21 protein-coding genes, 1 tRNA gene and 1 pseudogene are annotated in these 24669 nt (G+C 71.3%); 6 read left to right on the top strand and 17 right to left on the bottom strand.

The genetic code is table 11. The features are described from left to right. Positions 1-119: 119 nt before the first annotated feature. Positions 120-896: an isoprenyl transferase gene (locus tag BLT21_RS00470; RefSeq protein ID WP_091497389.1), complete on the bottom strand. Its 777-nt coding sequence runs from the start codon at positions 894-896 to the stop codon at positions 120-122. A gap of 96 nt (positions 897-992) precedes the next feature. Here BLT21_RS00470 and BLT21_RS00465 point away from each other — a divergent pair, with 96 nt between their 5' ends. Further along, the gene (locus BLT21_RS00465; RefSeq protein ID WP_091497386.1) at positions 993-1685 is read left to right on the top strand and encodes a PAQR family membrane homeostasis protein TrhA; all 693 of its coding nucleotides are present in this window, start codon (positions 993-995) and stop codon (positions 1683-1685) included. 22 nt (positions 1686-1707) lie between these two features. Here the strand turns inward: BLT21_RS00465 and BLT21_RS00460 are convergent, their stop codons facing one another. Then, the gene (locus BLT21_RS00460; RefSeq protein WP_091497382.1) at positions 1708-1953 is read right to left on the bottom strand and encodes a hypothetical protein; all 246 of its coding nucleotides are present in this window, start codon (positions 1951-1953) and stop codon (positions 1708-1710) included. 79 nt (positions 1954-2032) lie between these two features. On the opposite strand from BLT21_RS00460, the gene BLT21_RS00455 reads away from it, so the two are divergent. After that, on the top strand, positions 2033-2428 hold the full coding sequence (locus BLT21_RS00455; protein ID WP_091497378.1) for a DUF4307 domain-containing protein: 396 nt from the start codon (positions 2033-2035) through the stop codon (positions 2426-2428). An 84-nt stretch (positions 2429-2512) separates the two neighbouring features. After that, entirely contained in the window at positions 2513-3004 is a 492-nt protein-coding gene (gene greA, locus BLT21_RS00450; RefSeq protein ID WP_091497373.1) for a transcription elongation factor GreA, read from the top strand. 76 nt (positions 3005-3080) lie between these two features. On the opposite strand, the gene ilvA is transcribed toward greA, so the two are convergent. The 4 genes from ilvA to BLT21_RS00430 all read right to left on the bottom strand — a co-directional run bounded on the left by ilvA (position 3081) and on the right by BLT21_RS00430 (position 6674). Then, positions 3081-4307, bottom strand: coding sequence for a threonine ammonia-lyase (ilvA, locus tag BLT21_RS00445; RefSeq protein ID WP_091497368.1), 1227 nt, complete (start codon positions 4305-4307; stop codon positions 3081-3083). Then, complete coding sequence (locus BLT21_RS00440; RefSeq protein ID WP_091497364.1) at positions 4304-5485, bottom strand: AI-2E family transporter; 1182 nt, start codon at positions 5483-5485, stop codon at positions 4304-4306. The genes ilvA and BLT21_RS00440 overlap by 4 nt, the downstream gene beginning before the upstream one ends. Before the next feature lie 64 nt (positions 5486-5549). Further along, entirely contained in the window at positions 5550-6116 is a 567-nt protein-coding gene (locus tag BLT21_RS00435) for a LemA family protein (protein ID WP_091497359.1), read from the bottom strand. A gap of 78 nt (positions 6117-6194) precedes the next feature. Continuing rightward, a complete protein-coding gene (locus BLT21_RS00430) occupies positions 6195-6674 on the bottom strand; it encodes a MarR family winged helix-turn-helix transcriptional regulator (RefSeq protein WP_091497354.1) in 480 nt (159 codons plus the stop codon). Between the two features lie 42 nt (positions 6675-6716). On the opposite strand from BLT21_RS00430, the gene BLT21_RS00425 reads away from it, so the two are divergent. After that, the gene (locus BLT21_RS00425) at positions 6717-7613 is read left to right on the top strand and encodes an EamA family transporter (protein WP_256335957.1); all 897 of its coding nucleotides are present in this window, start codon (positions 6717-6719) and stop codon (positions 7611-7613) included. Here the strand turns inward: BLT21_RS00425 and BLT21_RS00420 are convergent. The 10 genes and pseudogenes from BLT21_RS00420 to BLT21_RS00375 all read right to left on the bottom strand — a co-directional run bounded on the left by BLT21_RS00420 (position 7573) and on the right by BLT21_RS00375 (position 16680). Continuing rightward, positions 7573-7645, bottom strand: a tRNA-Leu gene (locus BLT21_RS00420). The two genes, BLT21_RS00425 and BLT21_RS00420, sit on opposite strands and share 41 nt — an antisense overlap. A gap of 164 nt (positions 7646-7809) precedes the next feature. Next, entirely contained in the window at positions 7810-9246 is a 1437-nt protein-coding gene (locus BLT21_RS00415; RefSeq protein ID WP_091497351.1) for an NAD(P)/FAD-dependent oxidoreductase, read from the bottom strand. A gap of 43 nt (positions 9247-9289) precedes the next feature. Next, on the bottom strand, positions 9290-10555 hold the full coding sequence (locus tag BLT21_RS00410) for a S8 family serine peptidase (RefSeq protein WP_091500615.1): 1266 nt from the start codon (positions 10553-10555) through the stop codon (positions 9290-9292). Beyond that, entirely contained in the window at positions 10552-11022 is a 471-nt protein-coding gene (locus BLT21_RS00405; protein ID WP_091500614.1) for a DUF501 domain-containing protein, read from the bottom strand. Before BLT21_RS00405 ends, BLT21_RS00410 begins: the two co-directional genes overlap by 4 nt. Positions 11023-11138: 116 nt before the next feature. After that, positions 11139-11609: an FtsB family cell division protein gene (locus BLT21_RS00400; RefSeq protein ID WP_256335862.1), complete on the bottom strand. Its 471-nt coding sequence runs from the start codon at positions 11607-11609 to the stop codon at positions 11139-11141. A 30-nt stretch (positions 11610-11639) separates the two neighbouring features. Then, the gene (gene eno, locus BLT21_RS00395) at positions 11640-12920 is read right to left on the bottom strand and encodes a phosphopyruvate hydratase (protein WP_091497346.1); all 1281 of its coding nucleotides are present in this window, start codon (positions 12918-12920) and stop codon (positions 11640-11642) included. Between the two features lie 98 nt (positions 12921-13018). Next, positions 13019-13693 (bottom strand): O-methyltransferase, encoded by a 675-nt coding sequence (locus BLT21_RS00390; protein ID WP_091500612.1) that lies wholly within the window; start codon positions 13691-13693, stop codon positions 13019-13021. 96 nt (positions 13694-13789) lie between these two features. Beyond that, positions 13790-14329: pseudogene (locus tag BLT21_RS00385) on the bottom strand (GDSL-type esterase/lipase family protein); the annotation flags it as partial. A gap of 316 nt (positions 14330-14645) precedes the next feature. Continuing rightward, positions 14646-15902, bottom strand: coding sequence for a histidine--tRNA ligase (gene hisS, locus BLT21_RS00380; RefSeq protein WP_218125732.1), 1257 nt, complete (start codon positions 15900-15902; stop codon positions 14646-14648). Positions 15903-15933: 31 nt separating this feature from the next. After that, entirely contained in the window at positions 15934-16680 is a 747-nt protein-coding gene (locus BLT21_RS00375; RefSeq protein WP_091497338.1) for a nucleoside triphosphate pyrophosphohydrolase, read from the bottom strand. A 115-nt stretch (positions 16681-16795) separates the two neighbouring features. Here BLT21_RS00375 and BLT21_RS00370 point away from each other — a divergent pair, with 115 nt between their 5' ends. Both BLT21_RS00370 and BLT21_RS00365 read left to right on the top strand, forming a co-directional pair. Next, on the top strand, positions 16796-19468 hold the full coding sequence (locus BLT21_RS00370) for a phosphoenolpyruvate carboxylase (protein WP_091497333.1): 2673 nt from the start codon (positions 16796-16798) through the stop codon (positions 19466-19468). A 132-nt stretch (positions 19469-19600) separates the two neighbouring features. After that, entirely contained in the window at positions 19601-20992 is a 1392-nt protein-coding gene (locus BLT21_RS00365) for a basic amino acid/polyamine antiporter (protein WP_091500611.1), read from the top strand. Positions 20993-21030: 38 nt separating this feature from the next. Here the strand turns inward: BLT21_RS00365 and mfd are convergent, their stop codons facing one another. After that, the gene (gene mfd / locus BLT21_RS00360) at positions 21031-24630 is read right to left on the bottom strand and encodes a transcription-repair coupling factor (RefSeq protein WP_176786774.1); all 3600 of its coding nucleotides are present in this window, start codon (positions 24628-24630) and stop codon (positions 21031-21033) included. Positions 24631-24669: the final 39 nt, after the last annotated feature.

Below are 24669 nucleotides of genomic sequence, written 5' to 3'. Positions count from 1 at the left end.
CGACTCGAACGGGCACCGTGCCCGTTGCGATGACAGTACGGCGGGGTCCCAACGACGCGCCAGCGCGACACGCCGCCGAACATTTCCGGCGGATGAACTCTCGGGGCGTGGCGCCGCGCTCAGCCGCCGAAGCGGCGGTCGCGCGTCGCGAAGTCGCGGATCGCGCGCAGGAAGTCGACCTCGCGCAGGTCGGGGCCGAGGGCCTCGACGAAGTAGAACTCGCTGTGCGCCGACTGCCACAGCAGGAAGTCGCTGAGCCGCTGCTCCCCCGACGTGCGGATGACCAGGTCGGGGTCGGCCTGTCCGCCCGTGTAGAGGTGCTCGCCGATCTGCTCGGGGGTCAGGCTCTCAGCGAGTTCCTCGAGCGACCCCCCGCGCTCGTGGTGGGCGGTGATGATGCTGCGAACGGCATCGACGATCTCGCCGCGTCCGCCGTAGCCGACCGCGAGGTTGACGTGGAGTCCCGTGTTCTCCCGCGTGCTCTCCTGAGCCTTCACTAGCACGCGTGCCAGGTCGTCGGGAAGCTGCGCGGCGCGTCCGACGTGCTGTACGCGCCAGCCGGGCTCGCTCGAGAGCGTCTCGGCGAGCTCGGCGATGATCTCGAGCAGGTCGGCGAGCTCGCGCGAGTCGCGCTTGGCGAGGTTGTCGTGCGAGAGCAGGTAGAGCGAGACGACGCGGATGCCCAGTTCGTCGCACCAGCGGAGGAACTCGTGCATCTTCGCGGCGCCCGCGCGGTGGCCCTCCGCCGGCGTCGGGTAACCCGCCTGCCTCGCCCACCGACGGTTTCCGTCGATCATCATCGCGACGTGGTGCGGCACCGTCTCGGGCGTCAGATGCCGGCGCAGCCGGGACGCATAGAGTCGGTAGAGGGGTCCTCGCCCGCGGTTCGCAGCCACTCCCCTACGCTACTCCCCGCCCTCATGTGACCGGTGGCATACGGCGTCGCTTACGCTCGTGTTGTGACCCGACCCGCATCCGATGAGGGGGCCGAGATGCCCCAGCTGCCCCTGTTGGACGCCGCCGCTGCCAGCGCTCAGATCGAGCTCCGCCCCACGTGGCGAGGCTGGATCCACGCCGCGACGTTCCCGGTCGCCATCGCGGCGGGCATCGTGCTGATCGTCCTCGCGCAGGGCGAGCCCGCGAAGTGGGCGAGCGCCGTCTTCATGGCCACATCCCTGCTGCTGTTCGGCAATTCGGCGCTCTATCACCGCTTCGACTGGAAGCCTCGGGCCAAGGCGATCCTCAAGCGCATCGATCACGCGAACATCCTGCTGCTGATCGCCGGCACCTATACGCCGCTCGCCGTGCTGGCCCTGCCGACGGATCAGACGGTGCTGCTGCTCTCGCTGGTGTGGTCGGGGGCCGTCGCGGGGATCCTGTTCCGCGTGTTCTGGATCAACGCCCCCCGCTGGCTGTACGTCGCGCTCTATCTCGTGCTCGGCTGGGCGGCCGTGATGTACATCGTTCCCCTGTTCGAGGCGAACGTCGCCATGATGACCCTCGTCATCATCGGCGGACTGCTTTACAGCGGCGGAGCCGTGGTCTACGCCCTGAAGAAGCCCAACCCGTGGCCGGGGCACTTCGGCTTCCACGAGATCTTCCACGTGTGCACGGTCCTGGCGTTCCTGTGCCACTGGACCGCGAGCCTGTTGATCGCCCTCGAACCGGCCTACCACGCCGGCTGAGAACAGCCCGCCCACGACATTGTCAGCGGGTGTCGGCGTCCCGTTCGCTGCGCGCGGCGGCGTCTTCCTCGTCGAGCTGCTCCCGCACCTCGGCGCGGTAGCGACCGCGGCGCACCCGGCGCAGCATGTCGAGCAGAAGCAGGACGACGGCGAGGGTCAGGACGACGATCGCACCGAACCCCCACGGGCCGGGCGTCACCGCCGTGGGGTCGACCGTGATCTCGGGAATCGGTGTCGCCGCCGACGTGATCCACAGGAGGGAGTTCATGGTTCCTCGATCTGCGCGGGAAGCGCTTAGCCTGGAACCTCCAGCCTAATCCCGACCGAACCGCCCCGGAGACCGCGCCATGACCACGCAGCTCAAGCTCGACCAGCGCTACGGGCGCACGCGCGAGAAGCGTTCGCGGCGGCTGCTGATCGGATCCGGCGCCGTCGTCGGCCTCGGACTGGTCGGCCTGCTCGGCTGGTCCACGGTGAGCGGCGCGATCGAGTCGGTCGACATGGACTCCACCGGATTCCACGTGGTCGACAAGCGTTCGGTCGTCGTCTCGTTCCAGGTCAGCGGAGCCCGCGACAAACCCCTCGCCTGCACGCTCGAGGCGCAGGACACCGAACACGGCGTCGTCGGGTGGCGCGTCGTCGAGTACCCCGCCGACGCCGGGCTGACCCGCACCTTCACCGAGACGATCCCCACCGTGGCCGAGGCGACGAACGGTTTGGCGACGTCTTGCTGGATCCCGTAGTCTAGGTGTTTCTTGTGCGCCCCGGTCGGATGCCGGGGCGTTCGCCATAGGCGGCTGTGCGCCGCACCAGTGCAAGGAGATCCCATGTCGAACGACGCTCCCGTCACCTTCCTCACGCAGGACGCCTACGACCGGCTCGTCGCGGAGCTCGAACACCTCTCGACGACCGGCCGCGAAGAGATCGCGAAGCGCATCGAGGCCGCACGCGAGGAGGGCGACCTCAAGGAGAACGGCGGCTACCACGCCGCGAAGGACGAGCAGGGCAAGCAGGAGGCCCGCATCCGCACGCTGCAGCAGCTGCTCAAGGACGCCACGGTCGGCGAGGCCCCCGAGTCCGACGGCACGGTGCTCTCGGGCACCGTCGTCACGGCGATCGTCGCGGGCGGCGAAGAGGTGTTCCTGCTCGGCAGCCGCGAGATCGCTGCGGGCTCCGAGCTCGACGTCTACAGCGAGGCGTCACCTCTCGGCGCCGCCATCCTCGGCCTCAAGGAGGGCGAGAAGACCTCGTACACCGCACCCAACGGGCGCGACATCCCCGTCGAGATCGTCAAGGTCGAGACCTACTCCGGCCAGTGACCTCCAGCGTTCAGTGACCTCCAGCGTTCAGTGACCTCGAGAGGTCAGTGACCGCTGCGCTTCGCGCCGAGGGTCGTCAATCGGCGACGACCGTCGGCGCGAAGCCGGCATCCTCGAGGATCGCGATGACCTGGGCCCGATGCTCCTCACCCCGGGTCTCGACGCTCAGCTGCAGGATGACCTCGCTGATCTGCAGACCTTGGCCGTGCCGGGTGTGCAGGACCTCGATGACGTTGGCTCCCGCCACCGACAGCAGTTCCGAGACGCGCGCCAGCTGACCCGGCCGGTCGGGCAACGGGATCTGCAGCGTCATGTAGCGACCCGATGCCGCGAGGCCGTGCGCGACGACGCGCTGCAGCAGCAGCGGATCGATGTTGCCGCCGGAGAGCACCGCGACGGTCGGGCCGGAGGCGGTGACCTTCCCCGCCAGGATCGCCGCGACGCCGGCCGCGCCGGCGGGCTCGACCACCTGCTTGGCACGCTCGAGGAGTACGAGGAGGGCCCGCGCGATGTCGTCGTCGGACACGGTGACGACCTCGTCGACGAGCTCGCGGATGATCGCGAACGTCTCGTCACCGGGCCGCCCCACCGCGATGCCGTCGGCGATCGTCGGCGTCGTCTCGATCGCGAGCGGCATCCCGGCCGCCAGCGACGACGGGTAGGCGGCGGCGTTCTCGGCCTGCACACCGATGACCCGCACGCGGCGCCCCTCGGCGGCGGCACGGCCCTTGACGGCGGCGGCGACGCCCGCGACCAGCCCGCCCCCGCCGATCGGGATCAGCACGGTCTCGAGGTCGGGCACCTGGTCGACGAGCTCGAGCCCGAGCGTGCCCTGGCCCGCGATCACGTCGGGGTGATCGAACGGGTGGATGAGGACCGCGCCCGTGCGCTCGGCGAACTCGGCGGCGAGACGCAGCGGGGTCTCCACCGTCGCACCCTCCAGCACCACGTCGGCGCCGTAGCCGCGCGTCGCGAGCAGCTTGGGGACGGGGACGCCGAGAGGCATGAAGATCGTCGCCCGGATGCCGAGCTTCTGCGCCGCGAGGGCCACCCCCTGCGCGTGGTTGCCGGCCGAGGCGGCGACCACGCCGCGGGCGCGCTCCTCCGCGGTCAGGCGCGACAGGCGGTACGTCGCACCGCGGATCTTGAACGAGCCGGTGCGCTGCAGGTTCTCGAGCTTCAGGTGCACGGGCACGCCGAGCAGGTCGGAAAGGTGCTCCGAGTACTCCATGGGAGTGCGGGTCACGACGCCGTCGAGCACGGCCGCGGCGTCGTCGAGATCGGCCGGCGTAGGTCCGGTCATGCGTTCTTCCTCCGGTCCCTGGGCACAGTGCTCCAGATCATCTCATCGGGTCGTGGTGCGACCCCCGTCTCCCACGATCGCCGCGAGATGTACAGCACGACCACGTTGACGAACGCCGCGAGCGGAACGGCGAACAGCGCGCCGGGGATACCCGCGATCATGGCGCCGCCGGCCACGACGATCACAACCGCGAGCGGGTGGACCTTCACGGCCGAGCCCATCAGCAGGGGCTGCAGGATGTGGCCCTCGAGCTGCTGGACGCCGAGCACGATGACGAGCATCCACAGCGCGATCCACGGGCCGTTGTAGACGAGCGCGAGGAATACCGCGAGAGCGCCGGTGACGACCGCGCCCACGAAGGGGATGAAGGCGCCGAGGAACACCAGCACGGCGATGGGAGCAGCGAGGGGCACGCCGAGGAACAGCGCGCCGAGCCCGATGCCGGTCGCATCGATCGTCGCGACCAGGAGCTGCGTACGGGCGTAGGTCACGACCGTCCGCCATCCGGTGCGCCCCGCCCCGTCGACCGCGGGACGCGCCTGACGCGGGAACAGCCGGACGACCCAGTGCCAGATGCGGCCGCCGTCGGCGAGGATGCAGAGCAGGATGAACAGCACCAGGAGCGCGCCCGTGGCCACGTGGCCGACGGTCGAGCCGATCGCGAGGGCCCCCGACAGCAGGAGCGACGCCTGCTGCTCGAAGAAGCCCCATCCCTGCTGGAGCGCGTCGTCGATCTGCATCGACGTCAGGTGCAGCGGCCCGTCGATGAGATATTGGCGCAGCTCGCGGACGGCGTCGACCGTCCGGGCCTGAACCGAGGGCCACTCCCGGCCGATCTGCCAGATGGCGAGCCAGAGCAGTCCCGAGATCACGGCGACCGTCGCCAGGACGCTCACCACGATGGCGGCCCACCGTGGCACACGGTGCTCGAGCATCCAGAGGAGTCCCGGCCAGAGCAGCGCCGCGATGAGGATCGCGATCAGGAGCGGGATGACGAGCAGTTTGAGCTGGATGATGATCCAGATCGCCACGCCGGCGGCGGCCGCGACGACGAGCAGGCGCCACGAGTATGCGGTGGCCACGCGCAGGCCGCGCGGGATGCCCGTCGACGTCTCGGTGGCAACGGTGCGGGTTCGCAGGGCGTCGAAGAAGGACCGCCCGACCTTGTCGTCGCTCATCCCGCCAGTCTAGGACTCCGGGACGCCGCCACCCGACCCCGGCGGGGTCTCTCCGGGCAGGTGCTCAGAACTGGACGCGCGGCGGTTCGGCGATCGCCGCGCCGTTCTCGACCTCGAAGAACTCGCGCTCGGAGAAGCCGAGGCTGCGCGCGAAGAGGTTGTTGGGGAACACCTTGATCTTCGTGTTCAGCTCGCGGACGCCGCCGTTGTAGAACCGACGCGACGCCTGGATCTTGTCCTCGGTGTCGACGATCGCCTGCTGGAGCTGCAGGAAGTTCTGGCTCGCCTGCAGCTGCGGGTAGGCCTCGGCCACCGCGAAGAGCGACTTCAGCGCCTGCTGCAGGTGGCCCTCGGCGAGGCCCGCCTCGGCGGGACCGTCTGCCGAGAGGATCTCCGCGCGGGCGCGCGTGACGTTCTCGAACACCGCCTTCTCGTGCGCGGCGTACCCGCGCACGGAGTCGATGAGATTCGGGAGGAGGTCGGCACGGCGCTTGAGCTGCACGGTGATGTCGCTCCACGCCTCGTCGACGCGCACGTTCAGCGCGACGAGCGAGTTGTAGGTCGCCCACAGGTAGATGCCGACGACGGCGAGCACGCCCACGACGACGATGACCGGGATCAGCCACTCCATTGCATGTCCCCCTTCTCCGGGATCAGTCTAGCCGGGGCACCGCGGCCCGATCCGGCCGCCTTCGCGAACTCGCAGGTCTTACCCACCCACCGCGAGACGCGCGAGCAGCGTCGCGAGCTGGTCCCGCTCGGGGTCGGTCAACGTCGCCAGCACCGCGTGCTCGGTCGCCAGGTGGTCGGGGAGGACGCGCTCGACGATCCCGCGACCCTCGGTCGTGAGCCGCACGATCTTGCCCCGGCCGTCGGCGGGGTCGGGATGGCGAGTCACGTAGCCGAGCGCCTCGAGCCGGTTGAGCCGCTGGGCGACCGCGCTCGAGGTGATCATGGCGTCCGCGGCGAGCTCGGCGGGCGTGAGTTCGTGGGGACTCCCCTGCCGGACGAGGGTCGCCAGCACGTCGAACGTCGCCGCGTCGATCCCGTGACGCGCGAAGGTTGCGGCCAGACGCGCATCGACCGAGGCGGCGGCCCGGCCGAGTCGCCCGATGACGGCCATCGGACTGACGTCGAGGTCAGGCCGCTCGCGCGCCCACTGCTGCAGGATGCGGTCGACGTGATCCATACAGACAACCCTACTCGCTAAGCGCTTCGCTATAGTGACTAAGTGCTTAGCAAGCGGTTGGTCATCATCCTCACCACGGCGATCGCGCCCGCACTGTGGGGCACGACGTACTTCACGACCACGGCCTTCCTCCCGGCGGGCCATCCTCTGCTGATCGCGACGCTCCGTGCCCTGCCGGCGGGCGTGATCCTGCTCGGGCTGGCGCGCCGTCTCCCCTCGGGCCGGTGGTGGTGGCGCGTGTGGATCCTCGGCGCCCTGAACTTCACCGGCTTCTTCGCGTGTCTCTTCGTCGCGGCGCAGCGCCTGCCCGGTGGCGTCGCGGCGGTCGTCGGCGGCATCCAGCCGCTCATCGTCGCCGGCCTCGCCTGGGCGGTCCTCTCGGAGCGGTTCACGCTCGCCACCGCGGCGGCGGGTCTGACCGGGGCCATCGGGGTGGGCCTCGTCGTCGCGCCCGGCGGCGCCTCGCTCGACCCCGTCGGCGTCGCCGCGGCACTCGGGGGCGCGATCTCGATGGCCGTCGGCACGGTGCTCACCAAGCGCTGGGGCGCCGGCCAGCCGCCGCTGGCCCTCACGGCGTGGCAGCTGATCGCCGGCGGCATCCTGCTCGCCATCCTGACGGCGGTCATCGAACCGATGCCGACGGAACTGCCGACTCCCCCGCAGATGGCGGCATACGCGTACCTGTCGGTCTTCGGCACGGCGCTCGCCTATGTGCTCTGGTTCCGCGGGGTGCGACTCCTGCCGACCCGCGTGCCCGCGTTCGTCGGGCTCCTGAGCCCCGTGGTGGCGGTTCTCGTCGGCGTCGTGCTCGCCGGCGAACGGGTCACCGCGCTGCAGGCCGCCGGCCTCGTGCTCGTGATCGCCTCGGTCGCCGCGGCGGCCGTGCCGCCCCGCCCGGTGCCCCCGCTGGGACTCGAACCCAGACTGAAGCGATTTTAAGTCGCCTGCCTCTGCCATTGGGCTACGGGGGCCCGCCCCCACGTTACCGGCGCCGCCGGACCGGCATGGTCGCGTGCCCGGCGTGGGTCGCGTTCACCTGGCAGGTCGTGCCCTTCTGCACCCCGCCGGGCGGACAGCGCGAACGACGAAGCCCCCGACACCGTGGGGTGCGGGGGCTTCGTGAGGATCCGGGGCGTCAGCTCGCGGAGACCTTGTTGTCCTTCTCGGCCGGGGCGACGGCCGCGGGGCCCTCTTCCTTCGCGACGCTCTTCGGGTCGATCGCCGGCTGCGGGTTCTCCGCGGCGGGCTGCGCCGGACGGGGACGAGCGGCGAACTCCTCGAAGGCAGCACGGGGGGTCAGCGACGCCTGCAGGGCGACGTTGTCGCGGCCGAGCCAGAAGTTCATCCACCAGTCGCCGACGACGCGCCACTTGCGCTCCCACGAGGGCATCGCGAGGCCGTGGTATCCGCGGTGCGCGACCCAGGCGAAGAATCCCTTGATCGCGATCTTGCCCGACTGGAACACGCCGCTGCCGAGGCCGAGACCGGCGACCGCACCGAGGTTCTTGTGGACGTACTCGCGGGGAGCCTCACCGCGGAGCACCGCCACGAGGTTCTTCGCGAGCAGCTTCGCCTGACGCACCGCGTGCTGGGCGTTCGGCACGCAGTATCCGCCGACGCCGCCACCGGTCAGGTCGGGCACGGCCGAGATGTCGCCGGCCGCCCAGGCGCCCTCGACGATCTCCTCGGGGGTGCCCACGCGGAGGTCGGCGCGCGTGCGGATGCGGCCGCGCTCCTCGACGGGCAGGTCGCTGCCGCGCACGACGGTCGGGTTGGCCATCACGCCGGCGGTCCAGATGATGACGTCGGTCGGGATGACCTCACCGGTCGACAGCGCCACGTTGCCGCCCTCGGCACCCTGGACCTGCGTGTCGAGGTGCACGTTGGCACCCTTCTTCGCGAGGTCCTTGAGCACCCACTGGCTCGTCTCGAGCGAGACCTCGGGCATGATGCGGCCCATCGCCTCGATGAGGTGGAAGTGCGTGTCCTCGAAGCGCAGCTGCGGGTAGCTCTTCAGCAGCGACGACGCCATGGCGCGCAGCTCGGCGAAGACCTCGATGCCCGCGAACCCGCCGCCGACGACGACGACGGTGAGCAGGCGGTCGCGCTCGGGACCGGCGGGCAGGTTGGCCGCGCGGTCGAAGTTCGTGAGGATGCGGTCGCGGATCGCCATCGCCTCTTCGACCGTCTTCAGGCCGATCGCGTTGTCGGCGATTCCCGGGATCGGGAAGGTGCGCGAGACGGCACCGGCGGTCACCACGATCTGGTCGTAACGGTGCTCCCACGGCTCGCCCTGCTCGGGCGTGATCGTGGCGACCTTGTTCGCGTGGTCGATCTTGGTGACCTTGGCGTTGACGACGTTGGTGCGCTTGAGGTGGCGACGCAGGCCCACGACGACATGGCGGCCCTCGATCTCACCGGCGGCGACCTCGGGCAGGAACGGCTGGTAGGTCATGTACGGCAGCGGGTCGACGATGGTGACCTCGGCCTCACCCTTGCGCAGGTGCTTCTCGAGCTTCCACGCGGTGTAGAAGCCGGCGTAGCCTCCGCCGACGACGAGAATCTGGGGCACGGAAGTGGACACGTTCGGAAGAACTCCTTGATCGGGGGCTCGGCTAGCGCGACGCGCGGGCCGATCGGATGCGCCGGACAGCAGCAGTGACGCCGAGCGCCACCAGTATAGCGGCCATGGTCGCGCCGACGAGCGGGACCGTCCCGTACACGAGGGTCTCCATGCTCGGCAGCAGCGGCGAGCCGGTCTCGGACGGCGCGTCGGCGGCGGGCAGCTCGGGCAGCGCGACGGGCGTGGTCGACGGCTGGGGCGCGGGTGCCTGCTCGGCCCGGCGGTAGATGCGCACCCACTCGGCGAGGTCGCCCATGGGGTTCTCCGACACCGCGGGCACCGCGGTCGACACGGCGGCCGCGGCGTCGATGAGACCGTAGCCGTAGAGCGGGTCGGGCTTGGCCGAGACCCCCGGCACCGATCGAGCCGTCCGGATGATGCGGTTGATGACGTTGTTGGCGTCGAGACCGGGGTGCGCCGACCGCACGAGGGCCGCGACGCCGGCGACGATCGGTGCCGCGCCGCTGGTGCCGTCCCAGACGACGATGCGCCCGTCGGACGAGACGCCCAGCAGCCCTTCGCTCGGGGCCGAGATGCCGATCGTGATCCCCTGCGTCGAGGCCTCTTGGCTCGCGACGCCCTCGCGGTCCACACCGCCGACCGTCAGCACCCCCGGGATCGTGGCGGGCGCACCCACGCGGTCGGTGCCGGTCCCCCGGTTGCCCGCTGCGACGATGACGACGACGTCGTGGTCGTACGCGTACTGGAACGCGGTGTCCCACGACGGGTCCCACTCGAGGAGGTTGGTGGTGAACGACAGGTTGATGACGTCGGCACCCTGGTCGACCGCCCAGACCATGGCGTCGGCGACCTGGGTCGCGAACGGGATGTCGGAGCTGCCGCCGAACCCGATCGACAGCGACAGCAGCCTCGCCTCCGGTGCCACGCCGATCATGCCCGTGTCGGCTCCGGTGCCGCGGGACGCCGCGAGGGAGGCGACCCAGCTGCCGTGGTCGCGGTCGTCGCCGCCGACCGGGGTGCGACCGTCGGCGCTGCCCGAGCCGGAGAAGTCCGCTCCCGCGCTGACTGCGCCTTCGAACTCGGCGGGGCCGCGTCCGATGCCGGTGTCGATGACGGCGATGGTCGTGCCGGCACCGCGGGTGGTCTCCCACGCCGTGCGGATGCCGTAGTCGTCGAGCCAGTACTCCGCCTGCCGGGCGGGATCGGCCGGCGGCACGACGGCGCCCGCGGTCGCGGCGACGACGACGATCACGCCGACGACGGCGGCGCGCACGAACCGGATGGTGCGCCCCGTCACGCGGCCACCCGCGGGTTCGCGCACGTGCAGCGCGCGGGCGACCAGCTCGAACGCTCGAGAGCGAGGTCGCCGATGGGGTTCACACCCGGGCCGGCCGCGAGTGCGTGCGCGGCGACGGCGTGCAGGCACTTCACGCGGGTCGGCATCCCACCCGCGGAGATGCCGGCGATCTCCTCGACGTCGCCGTAGACCGACCGGTCTGCCAGATAGGCCTCGTGGGCTGCGCGATAGCGGGACGCGATCTCGTCGTCGTCCGCGAGCAGGTCGGCGAGCTCGCGCATGACGTGGGTCGCCTCGAGCGCCGACATGGCGGCGGTCGCACCCGGATGCGTCAGATAGTAGAAGGTGGGGAACGGTGTGCCGTCGGGCAGCCGGGGCTCGGTCGCGACCACCGTCGGGTTGCCGCACGCGCACCGGGCGGCGATGCCGACCACACCGCGCATGGGACGGCCCAGCTGCTCGCGCATGACCTCGAGGTCGGCGTCGGTCGCGGGCGTCAGGGCGGCGTCAGTCACCCACACAGGCTACCGTCCGCGGATCGTGTCGACCTGAGTCGCGTGCGGCCCGAGCGACCGGAGCGGCCTCAGGGTGCGGTGGAGGTCGTCCGCGACGTGCCGCTCGTGACGACCGAGCGCACGAACTGCGACATCCAATCGGTGCGGGTCCGCTCGACATCGCTCGAAACGGCCGCGGGATCGCCGGGAAGCGACGACTCCGGCAGATCGTCGTCGATGAGGTACACGACCTCGCCGGGCTTGACGTAGTACAGACGCTCGCGGGCCTGCGTCATGATGAAGGCGGGATCGCGCCACTGCTCGCGCTCGGCCTCGAGGGCCGCGACCTCGTCATGTCCGACGCGGACGGTTTCCTCGAGCGCAGCGATCTGGGCACGCTGGTCGAGGTAGGTGCCCACGGAGGGCACGAGCACGCAGGCCGCGAGCACGACGAGCCCGAGCATGATGAACGCGAACCCCGACACGCGGATGCCGCCCATCCATTCGCGGACGTCGACGCGCCGCCGGAAACGGGGAGAGGGAGCCGTCGTCTTGACCACGGCTCCCCCTCTCGTACGTTTCAGCGCAGGTCAGCCCTGGAATCGCGGGAACGCAGCACGGCCGATGAACTCCGCGGCGTCACCCAGCTCCTCCTCGATGCGCAGAAGCTGATTGTACTTCGCCACGCGCTCGGAACGCGCGGGCGCGCCGCTCTTGATCTGACCGGCGTTGACCGCCACCGACAGGTCGGCGATCGTGGTGTCTTCGGTCTCGCCCGAGCGGTGCGACAGCATCGTGGTGTAGCCCGCGCGGTGCGCGACCGAGATCGCGTCGAGCGTCTCGGACAGCGTGCCGATCTGGTTGACCTTCACGAGCAGCGAGTTCGCGGCCTTGCGGCGGATGCCGTCGGAGAGACGCGCGGGGTTGGTGACGAACAGGTCGTCGCCGACGAGCTGCACCTTGTCGCCGAGCTTCTCGGTGAGGGCGGTCCAGTTGTCCCAGTCGTCCTCGGCGAGGGCGTCCTCGATGGTGACGATCGGGAAGTCGTTCACGAGCTGCACGTAGTAGTCGGTCAGCTGCTCGGCGGTCCAGTCCCTGTTGTCGAGGCGGTACACGCCGTCGGAGAAGAACTCGGTCGCCGCGACGTCGAGACCGAGGGCGATCTCGGAACCGGGCGTGAAGCCCGCCTTCTCGATCGCCTTGACGAGGAACTCGAGACCCTCGCGGTTGCTCGGCAGGTCGGGGGCGAAGCCGCCCTCGTCGCCGAGGCCGGTGGCGTAGCCCGCCGCCTTCAGCTCGCCGCGGAGGACGTGGTAGACCTCGGTGCCCCAGCGAAGCGACTCGCTGAAGCTCTCGGCGCCGATCGGCGCGAGGAAGAACTCCTGCATGTCGATGCCGTTGTCGGCGTGCTCGCCGCCGTTGATGACGTTGAACAGCGGGACGGGGAGGACGTGCGCGTTGGGGCCGCCGAGGTAGCGGAACAGCGGCAGGTCGGCCGAGTCGGCCGCGGCCTTCGCGACGGCGAGCGAGACACCGAGGATGGCGTTCGCGCCGGTGCGCGACTTGTTCTCCGTGCCGTCGGTCTCGATGAGGATCTCGTCGATGATGCGCTGCTCGCTGGCGTCGACGCCTTCGATGGCCGGTCCGAGCTCGTCGATGACAGCGGCGACGGCCTTCAGCACGCCCTTGCCGCTGTACCGGCTCTTGTCGCCGTCGCGGAGCTCGTACGCCTCGAACGCGCCGGTGGATGCGCCGGAGGGGACGGCCGCGCGCTGGACGATGCCGTCGTCGAGGAGCACCTCCACTTCGACGGTCGGGTTGCCACGCGAATCCAGAATCTCGCGTGCGCCTACAGCCTCGATCAGTGCCACAGGGGTACTCCTTGCTTGTGGAGGGTGAGTCGTGGAGCGTCGTCGGTCCACTCTGAGTCTAGTGATGCCGACGGCGCCCGCCACCGGGCCCGCCGGGACTACGCCCCCGCGTCCGCGCGCACGGCGAGCGCGAGACCGTCCCAGCCCTTGAGGTCGAGGGTCTGCAGGGCGGTCGCGTCGAACCGCGGATCACGGGCCAGCATCTCGAGGCCGCGCCGGGTGCCCGCGACCTGTTCGTCCTCGGTCGCGGGGTCGCTGACGCGGCCCCCGCGGACGACGTTGTCGACCACGACGATCGCCCCGGGGCGGGTCAGCCGGGCGGCATGGTCGAGATAGACCGTGTTGGACTCCTTGTCGGCGTCGATGAAGACCAGGTCGAACTCCTCGTCGACATCGGGCAGCACGTCGGCGGCTCGACCGACACGCACCTCGACCCGACCGTCGAGGCCGGCTCGCGCGATGCTCCGACGCGCGACGTCGGCGTTCCGCGGCTCCGCCTCGATCGACAGGACACGGCCGTCGGCCGGCAGAGCGCGCGCCATCGCGATGGTCGAGTAGCCGCCGAGCGTACCGATCTCGAGGACACGACGAACGCGCCCGATGCGGATGAGCAGCTGGAGCAGCTTCGCGCTGAGGGGCGAGACCTCGATCTCGGGGAGTCCCGCCGCCCGTTGATCGGCCAGCGCCGCCGCCAGCTCGGCGTCGGGCTCGACGAGGGTCGCTGTCAGGTACGCGTCAGTGCGCCGCCAGGCGTCGGGAGTGGGGTCGGTCATCCCCTCAGCCAACCGCACCCGGCCGGCGCGCGCCAGCGTCCGCGACGCGACCGCGTCCGCCAGCGCCGCCACGACGGCGGGCAGGAGCGCGTCGGCGGTGCGCCGGTAGCCGAGGGCGCTCGGGTGGAAGCGGTCGAGGCTGAACATCTCGTCGGGTCGCTCGACGAACACCGGTCCCACGGCTCGGCGCAGCGAGACCACGTGCGCCCCGGCGGCGCGGGCGGCCACCTCCTGCGCGGCCGCGAGGGAGCGCGAGGCGCGCGAGGCGAAGGTGCGCAGCGGTTGCGGCACCGGGCGCAGCGCACCGAGGTCGGGGCAGGTGCCGACCACGACGGCGCACCCGTGCTCCCGAAGACGCTGCACGGCATCGAAGAGGCTGCGGGCCGCATCCTCCGGCGGGACGCGGTGCGTGACGTCATTGCCGCCGACGACGACGACCGCGACGTCGGCCGTCGCGTCGTCACCGAGCGCGGCGATCTGGTGGAGCAGCGTCGCGGACTCGGCGCCGACGACCGCGGCCGTGCGCAGCCGCACCGGGCGCCGGGAGCGCCGCGCGAGCCCGCGGGCGAGGCGGGCGCCGAGCGTGTCCTTGCGGCGCTCGGCACCGAGGCCGGCCGCGAGCGAGTCGCCGAGCATGATCAGGCGCACGGGCTCCCCCGCGTACGACCGCCGCCACAGGCGGTCGGCATCGACGGCCAGCTCGCCGAGCGGCTTTCCGATGCGCTCCCGCGCGAGCGCGGCCTGATGCGAGAGCAGCACCCGCGCCGTGAGGGCGGTCGCGCCGAGCGACAGGACCGTGCCGCCCAGGGCCGCTGCTGCGCGCGCGACGGGGCTCTGCATGACGCCAGCACAGCATCGGCGGATGAACACGCGGCGACGCGGAGGCGAACAGCGGGCGGCGCCGGATCGTGCCGTGCCCGGCCGGGCCGTACCGTGGCGCGGCGCGGCGACGTCAGCCGATGGGGCGCGGCTCGACGGCGGTGACGTCCTCGCCCGCACGCAGGGTGACGAAGGCTCGGTAACCGTCGGACGCCGCCCGCTCGAGCAGCGCCTTGAGGTTCTTGGGGCGCTGCTCCATCCGCACGCGCGACCCGCTGGCGACGAGGCGCGCCTTCGCGGCGAGGAGTTCGGGCAGAGGCACGTCGCGGTCGTGCACGAGGACGACACCGGGCCGCTCGTCGCCGCTCGTGTCGGTCAGCAGGTCGACGAGGCGCTCGAAGCCGAGCGAGAAGCCGACCGCGGGCACGTCGCTGCCAAGGAACCGGCCGATCATGCCGTCGTAGCGTCCGCCTCCCCCGAGCGAGTACGTCACCGACGGGTGAGCGAGTTCGAAGATCGTGCCGGTGTAGTAGCCCATGCCGCGCACGAGGAAAGGATCGAAGACGAGGGGCACCTCGGCCGAGCCACCGCGCGCGGCCCGCACGGCGTCGCCGATGCCGACGAGGTGGGCGATGACGTCGGCGGACACACCGTCGGGCAGGCTCGCACGGATGCCGTCGGCGTCGAAGCCCACCGCATCCGGCTGTCGGCGACGCAGGAACGCCTCGAACGAGTCGGCGGCCGCCGGCGTCGCACCGCGCTCGCGCAGCTCCGTGACGACACCGTCGGTCCCGAGCTTGTCGAGCTTGTCGATCGTGATGAGCACGCCGGGCCGTTCTTCCTCGGCGAACCCGAACGTCGCGAGCATCGCGTCGAGTACCCGACGGTCGTTCACCCGCACCGAGCCGCCGGCGAGGCCGAGTGCGTCGAGCGCGTCGAGGCTCGCAGCCATGAGCTCGGCCTCCGCTCGAGACGACGGGTCGCCGATGATGTCGATGTCGCACTGCACGAACTGCCGGTACCGCCCCTTCTGGGGGCGTTCTGCCCGCCACACCGGCGCGATCTGGATCGCACGGAACACCGCGGGCAGCTCGGCACGGTGCGAGGCGTAGAAGCGGGCGAGCGGCACCGTCAGGTCGTAGCGGAGCCCGAGGTCGGTCAGCGCCGCCGGGTCGTCGGCGGCGGCGCGGATGCCGTCGGCATCGAGGCCGCGCGCGAGGACGTTGTAGGCGAGCTTCTCGTTGTCGCCGCCGATGCCGGCGTGGAGCCTCCCGTACTCCTCCATCACCGGGGTCTCGATCTCGTCGAAGCCGTGGGCTCGGTAACGCTCGCGGACGACGGCGAGCACGCGCTCGCGGCGGGCCTTGTCGGCGGGGAGGAAGTCGCGCATGCCGCGCGGCGGGTTCACGGTGGGCACCGTCCTATCCTTCCAGGTCGCCGACGCCCGTCTCCGCAGCATCCCGGTCCGCGAGGTCCCGCCCGGCCTCCGCCGAGCGGATCTCGTCCTCGAGCGCACGCAGCCGCCCGCGCAGCGCCCGCTCGGCGTCCCACCCGTTCTCGCGCGCCAGCGCGACGAGCCCGAGCAGCGCCTCCCCCAGCGCCGCCTCGCCGTCCTCCGTCCCCTCGGAACCGCGAGGCCCCAGTTGCGCCCCGACGGGCTGGGTTGGCGCCGGGGTCTCGGGCCGCGAGTGGGGTTTCGCGGGTCGGGGGACGGCGGCGGACTTGGCGAGGAGCTTCTGGGCGAGGGCGAGAGTCGGCATGTGGTGCGAGACGCCCTCGAGGACACTCGTGCGGGAGTGCTTCTCGGCGGCCTTGGCTGCATTCCAGAGCACGAGCACCTGCTCGGGCGTCTCGGCCGTCTCACCCGCGAAGACGTGCGGATGCCGGCGCACCATCTTCTCGGTAAGGCCCCGGGCGACGTCGTCGATGTCGAACGGGTCGACGCTGGCCCGCGATGCGATCTCGGCGTGGAACAGCACCTGCCACAGCAGATCGCCGAGTTCCTCGCGGAGGTCTTCCGACGTCCCGCTCTCGACGGCGTCGACGACCTCGGCCGACTCCTCGATCAGGTAGGGCACGAGGTCGCGATGCGAGATCTGCGCGGTCCACACGCAGCGGTCGCGCACGGTGCGCATCGTGTCGGCGGCGGCGCGCAGCGGATCGGACATCGGGCTCCTTCGGACGGGCGGTCTCAGGCTAGTCCGCCGTAACGCACCGGGTGCCGACGGGCGCTGTGTGACGGCCGTGTCAAACGGGGCCCGCGGGTGCCGTTATTTTGGACACATGCGCGAGCTGACCCGAACCGAAGCCATCGACCTCGTCGGCCGATACGAGGCCGAGCAGGAGATTCCCGAGGCCATGCGCTCCGACGTGCGCATGCTCGGATCGATGCTCGGACAGGTGCTCCGCGAGAGCGGCTCGCCCGGACTCTTCGAGGATGTCGAGCGCCTGCGCGGCGCCACGATCCAGGCCTACACCGATGACTCGCCCGAGGCGTTCGAGCGCGCCGCCGCGATCGCCGAATCGTTCAGCGTGTCGCGCGCCGACGAGGTCGCCCGAGCCTTCACGGTCTACTTCCACCTCGTGAACCTCGCCGAGGAGCACCAGCGGGTGCGTCTGCTGCGCGAGCGCGCGGGCATCTCCGACCAGGACAGCGCGAGCGACTCCATCCCCGCCGCGTACTCCCAGCTCGCCTCCGAGGTCGGCGAGGACGAGGCCGCCCGTCGTCTGCGCGACCTCCGCTTCCACCCCGTGTTCACCGCCCACCCGACCGAAGCCCGTCGTCGCGCGGTCTCCGAGAGCATCCGACGCCTCGTGACGCTGCTCGAGACCCTCGAGAACTCCGCCGCCGGCGGGGCCGAACACCGTCGCGCGCGACGGCGAATGCTCGAGGAGATCGACACGCTGTGGCGGACGTCGCCGTTGCGCGCCGAGAAGCCGACGCCGACCGACGAGGTGCGCGCGGTCATGGCGGTGTTCGACGACACGCTCTACACGACCATCCCGCTCGTCTACCGCCGCCTCGACGACGCCCTGCAGGGCGACGCCGCCGGCAGCAGGCCCCCGGTGGTCTCCCCCTTCGTGCGACTGGGCACATGGGTCGGCGGCGATCGCGACGGCAACCCGTTCGTGACGGCTTCGGTGACGAAGAAGGCCGCGGGCATCGCGGCGGAGCACGTACTGCTCGGTCTCGAGCGCAGCACCGAGCGCGTCGGCCGCAGCCTCACCATGTCGGGTGACACGACCCCGCCGAGCGTCGCGCTGCGGTCGCTCTGGGATCGTCTCGCGGCCGCGGACGACGAGGGCGCGGCACACGCGATCAAGCGCGCTCCGGGCGAGCATCACAAGCGCGTCATGATGCTGCTCGCCCGGCGCATCCGCGCGACCCGAGCGCGCAACGCCGATCTCGCGTACGGCGACCCCGAGGACTTCCTCGCCGACCTGCGGGTCGTGCAGTCCTCGCTGGCCGACGCCGGTGCGGCACGCCAGGCCTTCGGTGCGCTGCAGCAGCTCATCTGGGCCGTCGAGACCTTCGGGTTCCACCTCGCCGAGCTCGAGGTCCGGCAGCACTCCGCGGTGCACGCGAAGGTGCTCGCCGAATGCGAGGCCGGCGGCGAGCTCAGCGAGCTGGCCACCGAGGTGCTCGAGGTGTTCCGCACCATCTCGCAGGTACAGAAGCGCTTCGGACCCCGTGCCGCCGGTCGCTACATCGTCTCGTTCACCCAATCCGCCGGCGACCTCGCGAATGTCCATGCGCTGGCGCGGCACGCGGTCGGCCCCGACGGAACGCCGCCGGTGCTGGATGTCATCCCGCTCTTCGAGACGTTCGCCGACCTGCAGGCCGCGCCGGGCATCCTCGCCGAGATCGTCGGTCATCCCGCCTTCGCCGCACGTCTGGACGCCACCGACCGGCGCCTCGAGGTGATGCTCGGCTACTCCGACTCGTCGAAGGACGTCGGTCCCGTCGCCGCGAACCTGGCGCTCTACGAGGCGCAGGCGCGCATCTCGGCCTGGGCGCAGGAGCAGGACATCGAACTCACGCTGTTCCACGGTCGCGGCGGCGCTCTGGGCCGCGGCGGCGGACCCGCCAACTCCGCCATCCTGGCGCAGCCGCCGCACTCGGTCGACGGCCGCTTCAAGCTGACGGAGCAGGGCGAGGTCATCTTCGCCCGTTACGGCGACCCCGACATCGCCCTGCGCCACATCGACCAGGTGGCGGCGGCCGTCCTGCTGGCATCCGCACCGTCGATCGAGGAGCGCAACAGCCGTGCCGCCGAGCGGTACTCCGCGGTCGCCTCGACGATGGATCGTGCTTCGCGCGAGCGCTTCTTCTCGCTCGTGAAGGCGCCCGGCTTCGCGCCCTGGTTCGCAGCCGTCACCCCCATGGAGGAGATCGGGCTGCTCGCGCTCGGTTCGCGCCCGGCGCGTCGCGGCCTGTCGGTCGAGTCGCTCGAAGACCTGCGCGCCATCCCCTGGGTGTTCGCATGGACGCAGGCGCGCATCAATCTCGCCGGCTGGTTCGGACTCGGCACCGCCCTCGAGGCCGTCGGCGACGAGGCACTGCTGCGCGAGGCCTACGAGCAGTGGCCGCTGCTGCGCACCGTGATCGACAACGTGGCGATGAGCCTCGCGAAGGCGGACCCGCGCATGGCGAAACGCCACCTGGCGCTGGCCGACCGTGACGATCTCGCCCAGCTCGTCGTCGACGAGATGCTGCTCACCCGCGACTGGGTGGTGCGGATTGCGGGAGGTGACGGCCTGCTCGCCAACAAGCCCGTCCTGCAGCGCGCCGTCAAGATGCGCAGCCCCTACGTCGACGCGCTGTCGCTGCTGCAGTTGCGCGCGCTGCGTGTGCTGCGCTCGACGGAGCACGGCGCTCCGACGCCACCGGAGTGGCAGCGCCTCCTGCTGCTCACGGTCAACGGCGTCGCGGCGGGCCTGCAGAACACCGGGTGATGATCCGCGGCAGGTGAGGCGGCATCGTTCCGGCGCCGGCCCGGGTTAGGCTTTCTCCCCGTGTCTTCCCCCGCCTCCTCCCCCACGGGCCCTGTCGACGCGCGAGCCGGTTCCCGCCCGGCGACGGTGTCGATGCTCACCTTGTCGACGTTCGTCGTCGGCTCGATGGTCGGCGCGGGCGTCTTCTCGCTTCCCGCGGGGTTCGCGGCCGAGACCGGTGTCGCCGGGACGCTGATCGCCTGGGCTGTCGCCGGCGGCGGCATGCTCACGCTGGCTTTCGCCTTCCAGCTCCTGGCCAATCGGCGACCCGACCTCGATGCCGGGGTCTACAGCTATGCCCGCGCCGGATTCGGGCGCTACCTCGGCTACTTCTCGGCGTTCGGTTACTGGGCGAGCGCGTGCGCGGGCAATGTCTTCTACTGGGTGTTCATCACCTCGACGCTCGGAGCGGTCTTCCCCGAGCTCGGCGCGGGCGACACGGTGGCGGCGGTCGCGGTGTCCTCGGCGGGCCTGTGGCTGTTCTTCATCCTCATCCGTCGGGGCGTGCGCGCCGCCGCCGCCGTCAATCGCGTGGTGAGCATCGCCAAGACGCTGCCGATCGTGGTGTTCATCGTCCTCTGCGCGACCGTCTTCGACCCGACCGTCTTCGCGGAGAACTGGGCGGGTCCGTCCGGCGCGCCTCTGTGGGACCAGATCCGCGCGACGATGCTCGTGACGGTGTTCGTCTTCATCGGCCTCGAGGGCGCGAGCGTGAACTCGCGCCACGCACGATCGCGTCGCGACGTCGGCCGAGCGACCCTGCTCGGGTTCCTCAGCGTGCTGGCGGTGTTCGCCTCGGTCACGATCGTCTCGTACGGGGTGCTGCCCCGCGAGCAGATCGCCGCGCTGCCGGAACCCTCCCTCGGCGGCGTGCTCGAGACGATCGTCGGTCCGGCGGGCGCCGTGTTCATCGGCGTCTCGCTCATCGTCGCGGTGCTGGGGGCGTACCTGTCCTGGACGCTGATGGCCGCCGAGGTGCTTCTCGAGGCCTCGCGGTCGGGCGACCTTCCCCGGTTCCTGTCCCGAACGAACGCGGACGACACCCCCGTCGGGGCGCTCATCCTCTCGACGACCCTCGTGCAGGTCCTCCTCGTGGTGGTGCTCTTCGCCGAGAACGCGTTCTCCGTGGCACTCGACCTGACGAGCGCGCTCGTGCTCATCCCGTTCGTGCTGTCGGCCGGATACGCGCTGAAGCTGACCGTCACGGGCGAGACCTACGCGCCCGGCGATCGCGCGCGTAGCCGCGACCTCGTCGTCGCCGTCGTCGCCACGGCTTACACGATGTTCCTCCTCATCGCCGCGGGCACGCAGTACCTGCTGCTCTCGCTGCTGATCATCGTGCCGGGCACGGCCCTGTTCGCCTCCGCGCGACGACGCGCCGGTGCGCGGGTCTTCGCGCCGGCGGAGTGGGTCGTCTTCGCCCTGGCCGCGATCGGCGCGGTCGCCGCCGTGGTGCTGCTGGCGACGGGCCGCATCAGCCTCTGACCGGTATTCCGCCTCGACGACCGGATCGCAGCGTCAGCTCAGACCGTCGCCGGGGACGCAGCCGGCGCCGCCACCGGGAAGAGCTGTTCGAGCAGCTGGCCGGTCCACGCGATGAGGTCGGCATCGCCGAGCGGCGCACCCCCTGCCGTGGGCAGCGGGACGACGAGGGCCTCGCCACCGGCCAGCAGCTTGGCCTTGGGGTAGAGGCGCTGCAGACGGATGCGCATCGACTCGGGCAGGCGCGCCGGCGCGACGCGCAGGTTCGGCCCCATGGCGACGACGTCCGTCAGACCCGACTGCGCGGCACGACGACGAAGACGGGCGACCGCCAGCAGCCCCTCGACCTCGGCGGGCGGGCGGCCGTACCGGTCGGTGAGCTCGTCGACGACCAGGGCGATCGCGTCGTCCTTCGCGCTGACGGCTGCGGCGGCCGAGAGCTTCTGGTAAGCCTCGAGCCGCAGCCGCTCGCTGTCGATGTAGTCCTCCGGGATCCGCGCCGCCACCGGCAGCTCGAGCCGGAGCTCTGCGGGACCGTCGACCTCTTCGCCGCGGAACGTCGAGACCGCCTCGCCGATCATCCGCAGGTACAGGTCGAACCCGACTCCGGCGATGTGACCGGCCTGCTCGGCGCCCAGCAGGTTGCCGGCGCCGCGGAGCTCGAGATCCTTCAGCGCCACCTGCATACCCGACCCCAGGTCGTTGTTGACCGCGATGGTCTCGAGGCGATCTGCGGCGGTCTCGCTGAGCGGCTTGTTCTCGTCGTAGAGGAAGTACGCGTACGCGCGCTCGCGTCCGCGGCCGACACGGCCGCGGAGCTGGTGGAGCTGACTGAGGCCGTACTTGTCGGCGCGGTCGATGATGATCGTGTTCGCGTTCGAGATGTCGAGGCCGGTCTCGACGATCGTCGTCGAGACGAGAACGTCGGCGCGCCTCTCCCAGAAGTCGTCGACGACCTGCTCGAGCTGGTGCTCACCCATCTGCCCGTGCGCGACGGCGATGCGCGCCTCGGGCACGAGCTCGCCGAGCTGCGCCGCGACGCGTTGGATCGACTGCACGCGGTTGTGGACGAAGAACACCTGGCCCTCGCGCAGCAGCTCACGACGGATGGCGGCGGCGATCTGCTTGTCGCTGCGGGGGCCGACGAAGGTGAGGATCGGATGCCGTTCCTCGGGCGGCGTCGCGAGTGTCGACATCTCGCGGATGCCGGTCACCGCCATCTCGAGCGTGCGCGGGATGGGCGTGGCGCTCATCGCGAGGATGTCGACGCCGGTCTTGAGCTTCTTCAGCGAGTCCTTGTGCTCGACGCCGAACCGCTGCTCCTCGTCGATGATGAGCAGGCCGAGGTCCTTGAAGGCGACCCTCTCGGTGAGGATGCGGTGGGTGCCGATGACCATGTCGACGGTGCCGTCGGCGAGACCGTCGACGGTCTCGCGCGCCTGCTTCGTGCTCTGGAACCTCGACAGCGGACGTACCTTGACGGGGAAGCCGGCGAAACGCTCGGTGAACGTCTCGAGATGCTGCTTCGCGAGGAGCGTCGTGGGAACGAGCATCGCGACCTGCTTGCCCTCCTGGATCGCCTTGAACGCCGCGCGCACGGCGACCTCGGTCTTGCCGAAGCCGACGTCGCCCGAGAGGAGGCGATCCATGGGGATCGGCTTCTCCATGTCGGCCTTGATCTCGTCGATCGTCTGCAGCTGGTCGGGCGTCTCGGCGAACGGGAACGCCTCTTCGAGCTCGCGCTGCCAGGGCGTGTCGGGGCCGAAAGCGTGGCCCTTGGACGCCATGCGCGCGGAATAGAGCTTGACGAGCTCGACCGCGATGTCACGCACCGCCTTGCGGGCCTTGCCCTTCGCCGCCGCCCAGTCGCTGCCGCCCATCTTCGACAGGACGGGTGCCTCGCCGCCGACGTAACGGGAGAGCTGGTCGAGCTGATCGGTGGGGACGAAGAGCTTGTCGCCGGGGTAGCCCCGCTTGGCCGGCGCATACTCGAGCACGAGGTACTCGCGCTGGGTCTTCACCGCATTCCGGCCGCCGCTCGACACCTCCCGCTGCACGAGCTCGACGAACTTCCCGATGCCGTGCGTCGAGTGCACGACGACGTCTCCCGGCTTGAGCTGGAGCGGATCGACGACATTGCGCCGGCGCGTCGCGAGCTTCTTCACGACGCGCCCGTCGTTGCCGATCGTCCGACCGTAGAACTCGCTCTCGGTGAGCACGGCGAGCTTCGCCTCGGCGGACTCGAAACCCCGCTCGAGCGACGCGACGACGCACACCGCGACAGCCTCGTCGGTGAGCTGAGCGACGCCGTCGCCCGTGCGTGCCGCGATGCCGCGTTCGGCGAGCACGTCGCGCGCCCGGTCGACGAGTCCCGGTCCGGACGCGCAGACGACGACGCGCCACCCACGGGACAGCAGGTCGCCGATGTGCGTGGTGGCTCCGTCGACGTTGCCCTGGAACGACGGCACGGCGCTGCCCTCGATGCGCAGGTCGTCGCCGGTGTCGGTCAGGCCCTCGTCGGCTGCCTCGGCCGCCCCGGAGTCGAAGGCGCTGAGGGCCCACCACGCCCCCGAGCGCTCGCGCGTCGCCTCGCGAAGGGCCGGCAGGGTCAGGAAGTCGCCCGCGCCCAGGTCGACGGGGCTGTCGGCGCCCGCCGTCGCGGCGCTCCAGGCGGCCTCGAGGAACTCCCGGTTCGTCTCACCGAGGGTGCGGGCGCGGGTGCGCGACCGCTCCGGATCGACGAGGGCGATGGCGGACCCGCGCGGCAGGTAGTCGACGAGCGGCACGACACCGTCGGTGAGGGCGGGGAGCAGCGACTCCATACCCTCGACGGGGATGCCCTGCGACATCTTCTCGAGCATGCCGGTGAGGCTCGGGAAGGTCGGCGCCATGGCGGCAGCCCGGTCGCGCACCTCGGGGGTCAGCAACAGCTCGCGCGCCGGCAGCAGCAGCGCGTCACCCACCTCGCCCGGCAGTGATCGCTGGTCGGCGATCGAGAAGGCCCGGATCTGGTCGACCTCGTCGCCGAAGAAGTCGACGCGCAGCGGATGATCGGCCGCCGCCGGGAACACGTCGAGGATGCCGCCGCGCACCGCGAACTCGCCCCGGCGCGACACCATGTCGACCCGGTGGTAGGCGAGCTCGACGAGGCGCCGGACGACCTGCTCGAGGTCACGGTCGCGGCTTCCGACCGACAGGGAGACCGGTTCGGCGTCGGTCAGCCCCGCGGCCAGCGGCTGGAGGGCCGCCCGAACCGACGCGGTGATGACGAGTGGGGCGCTCCCACTGTCGTGCGCGGCTGCCCGCCGGAGGACGGCGAGGCGCCGGCCCACCGTCTCGGGGCTCGGGCTCAGACGTTCGTGCGGCAGGGTCTCCCACGCCGGGAAGTGCACGACCTCGGCCTCGGGTGCGAGGCACTGCAGGGCGGCACCGAGGGTCTCGGCACGGCGTCCCGTCGGGGCGACGGCGAGGATCACGGCGGGACGGCCGTCGGCGCGGCGGCGTTCGAGCAGCGCCGCGAGGAGCGGGGCGTCGAGTCCGTCGGCGAGCGAGTAGTCGACACTGCCGGAGGCGCCGGTCGTCACCGCCTCCCGGAAGGAGTCAGCCTGCGAAAGGGCGCGCACGATCCCGGGAACTGTCACCACAGAAGCCTACCGCCGGCCGCCGACACGATGGCCGCG

The organism is Microbacterium sp. cf332, assembly GCF_900102175.1.
In the GTDB taxonomy this organism is placed as follows: Bacteria; Actinomycetota; Actinomycetes; order Actinomycetales; family Microbacteriaceae; genus Microbacterium.
Note: the sequence above shows the minus strand (reverse complement) of the source record. Positions and strands in the feature narration are given on the sequence as shown.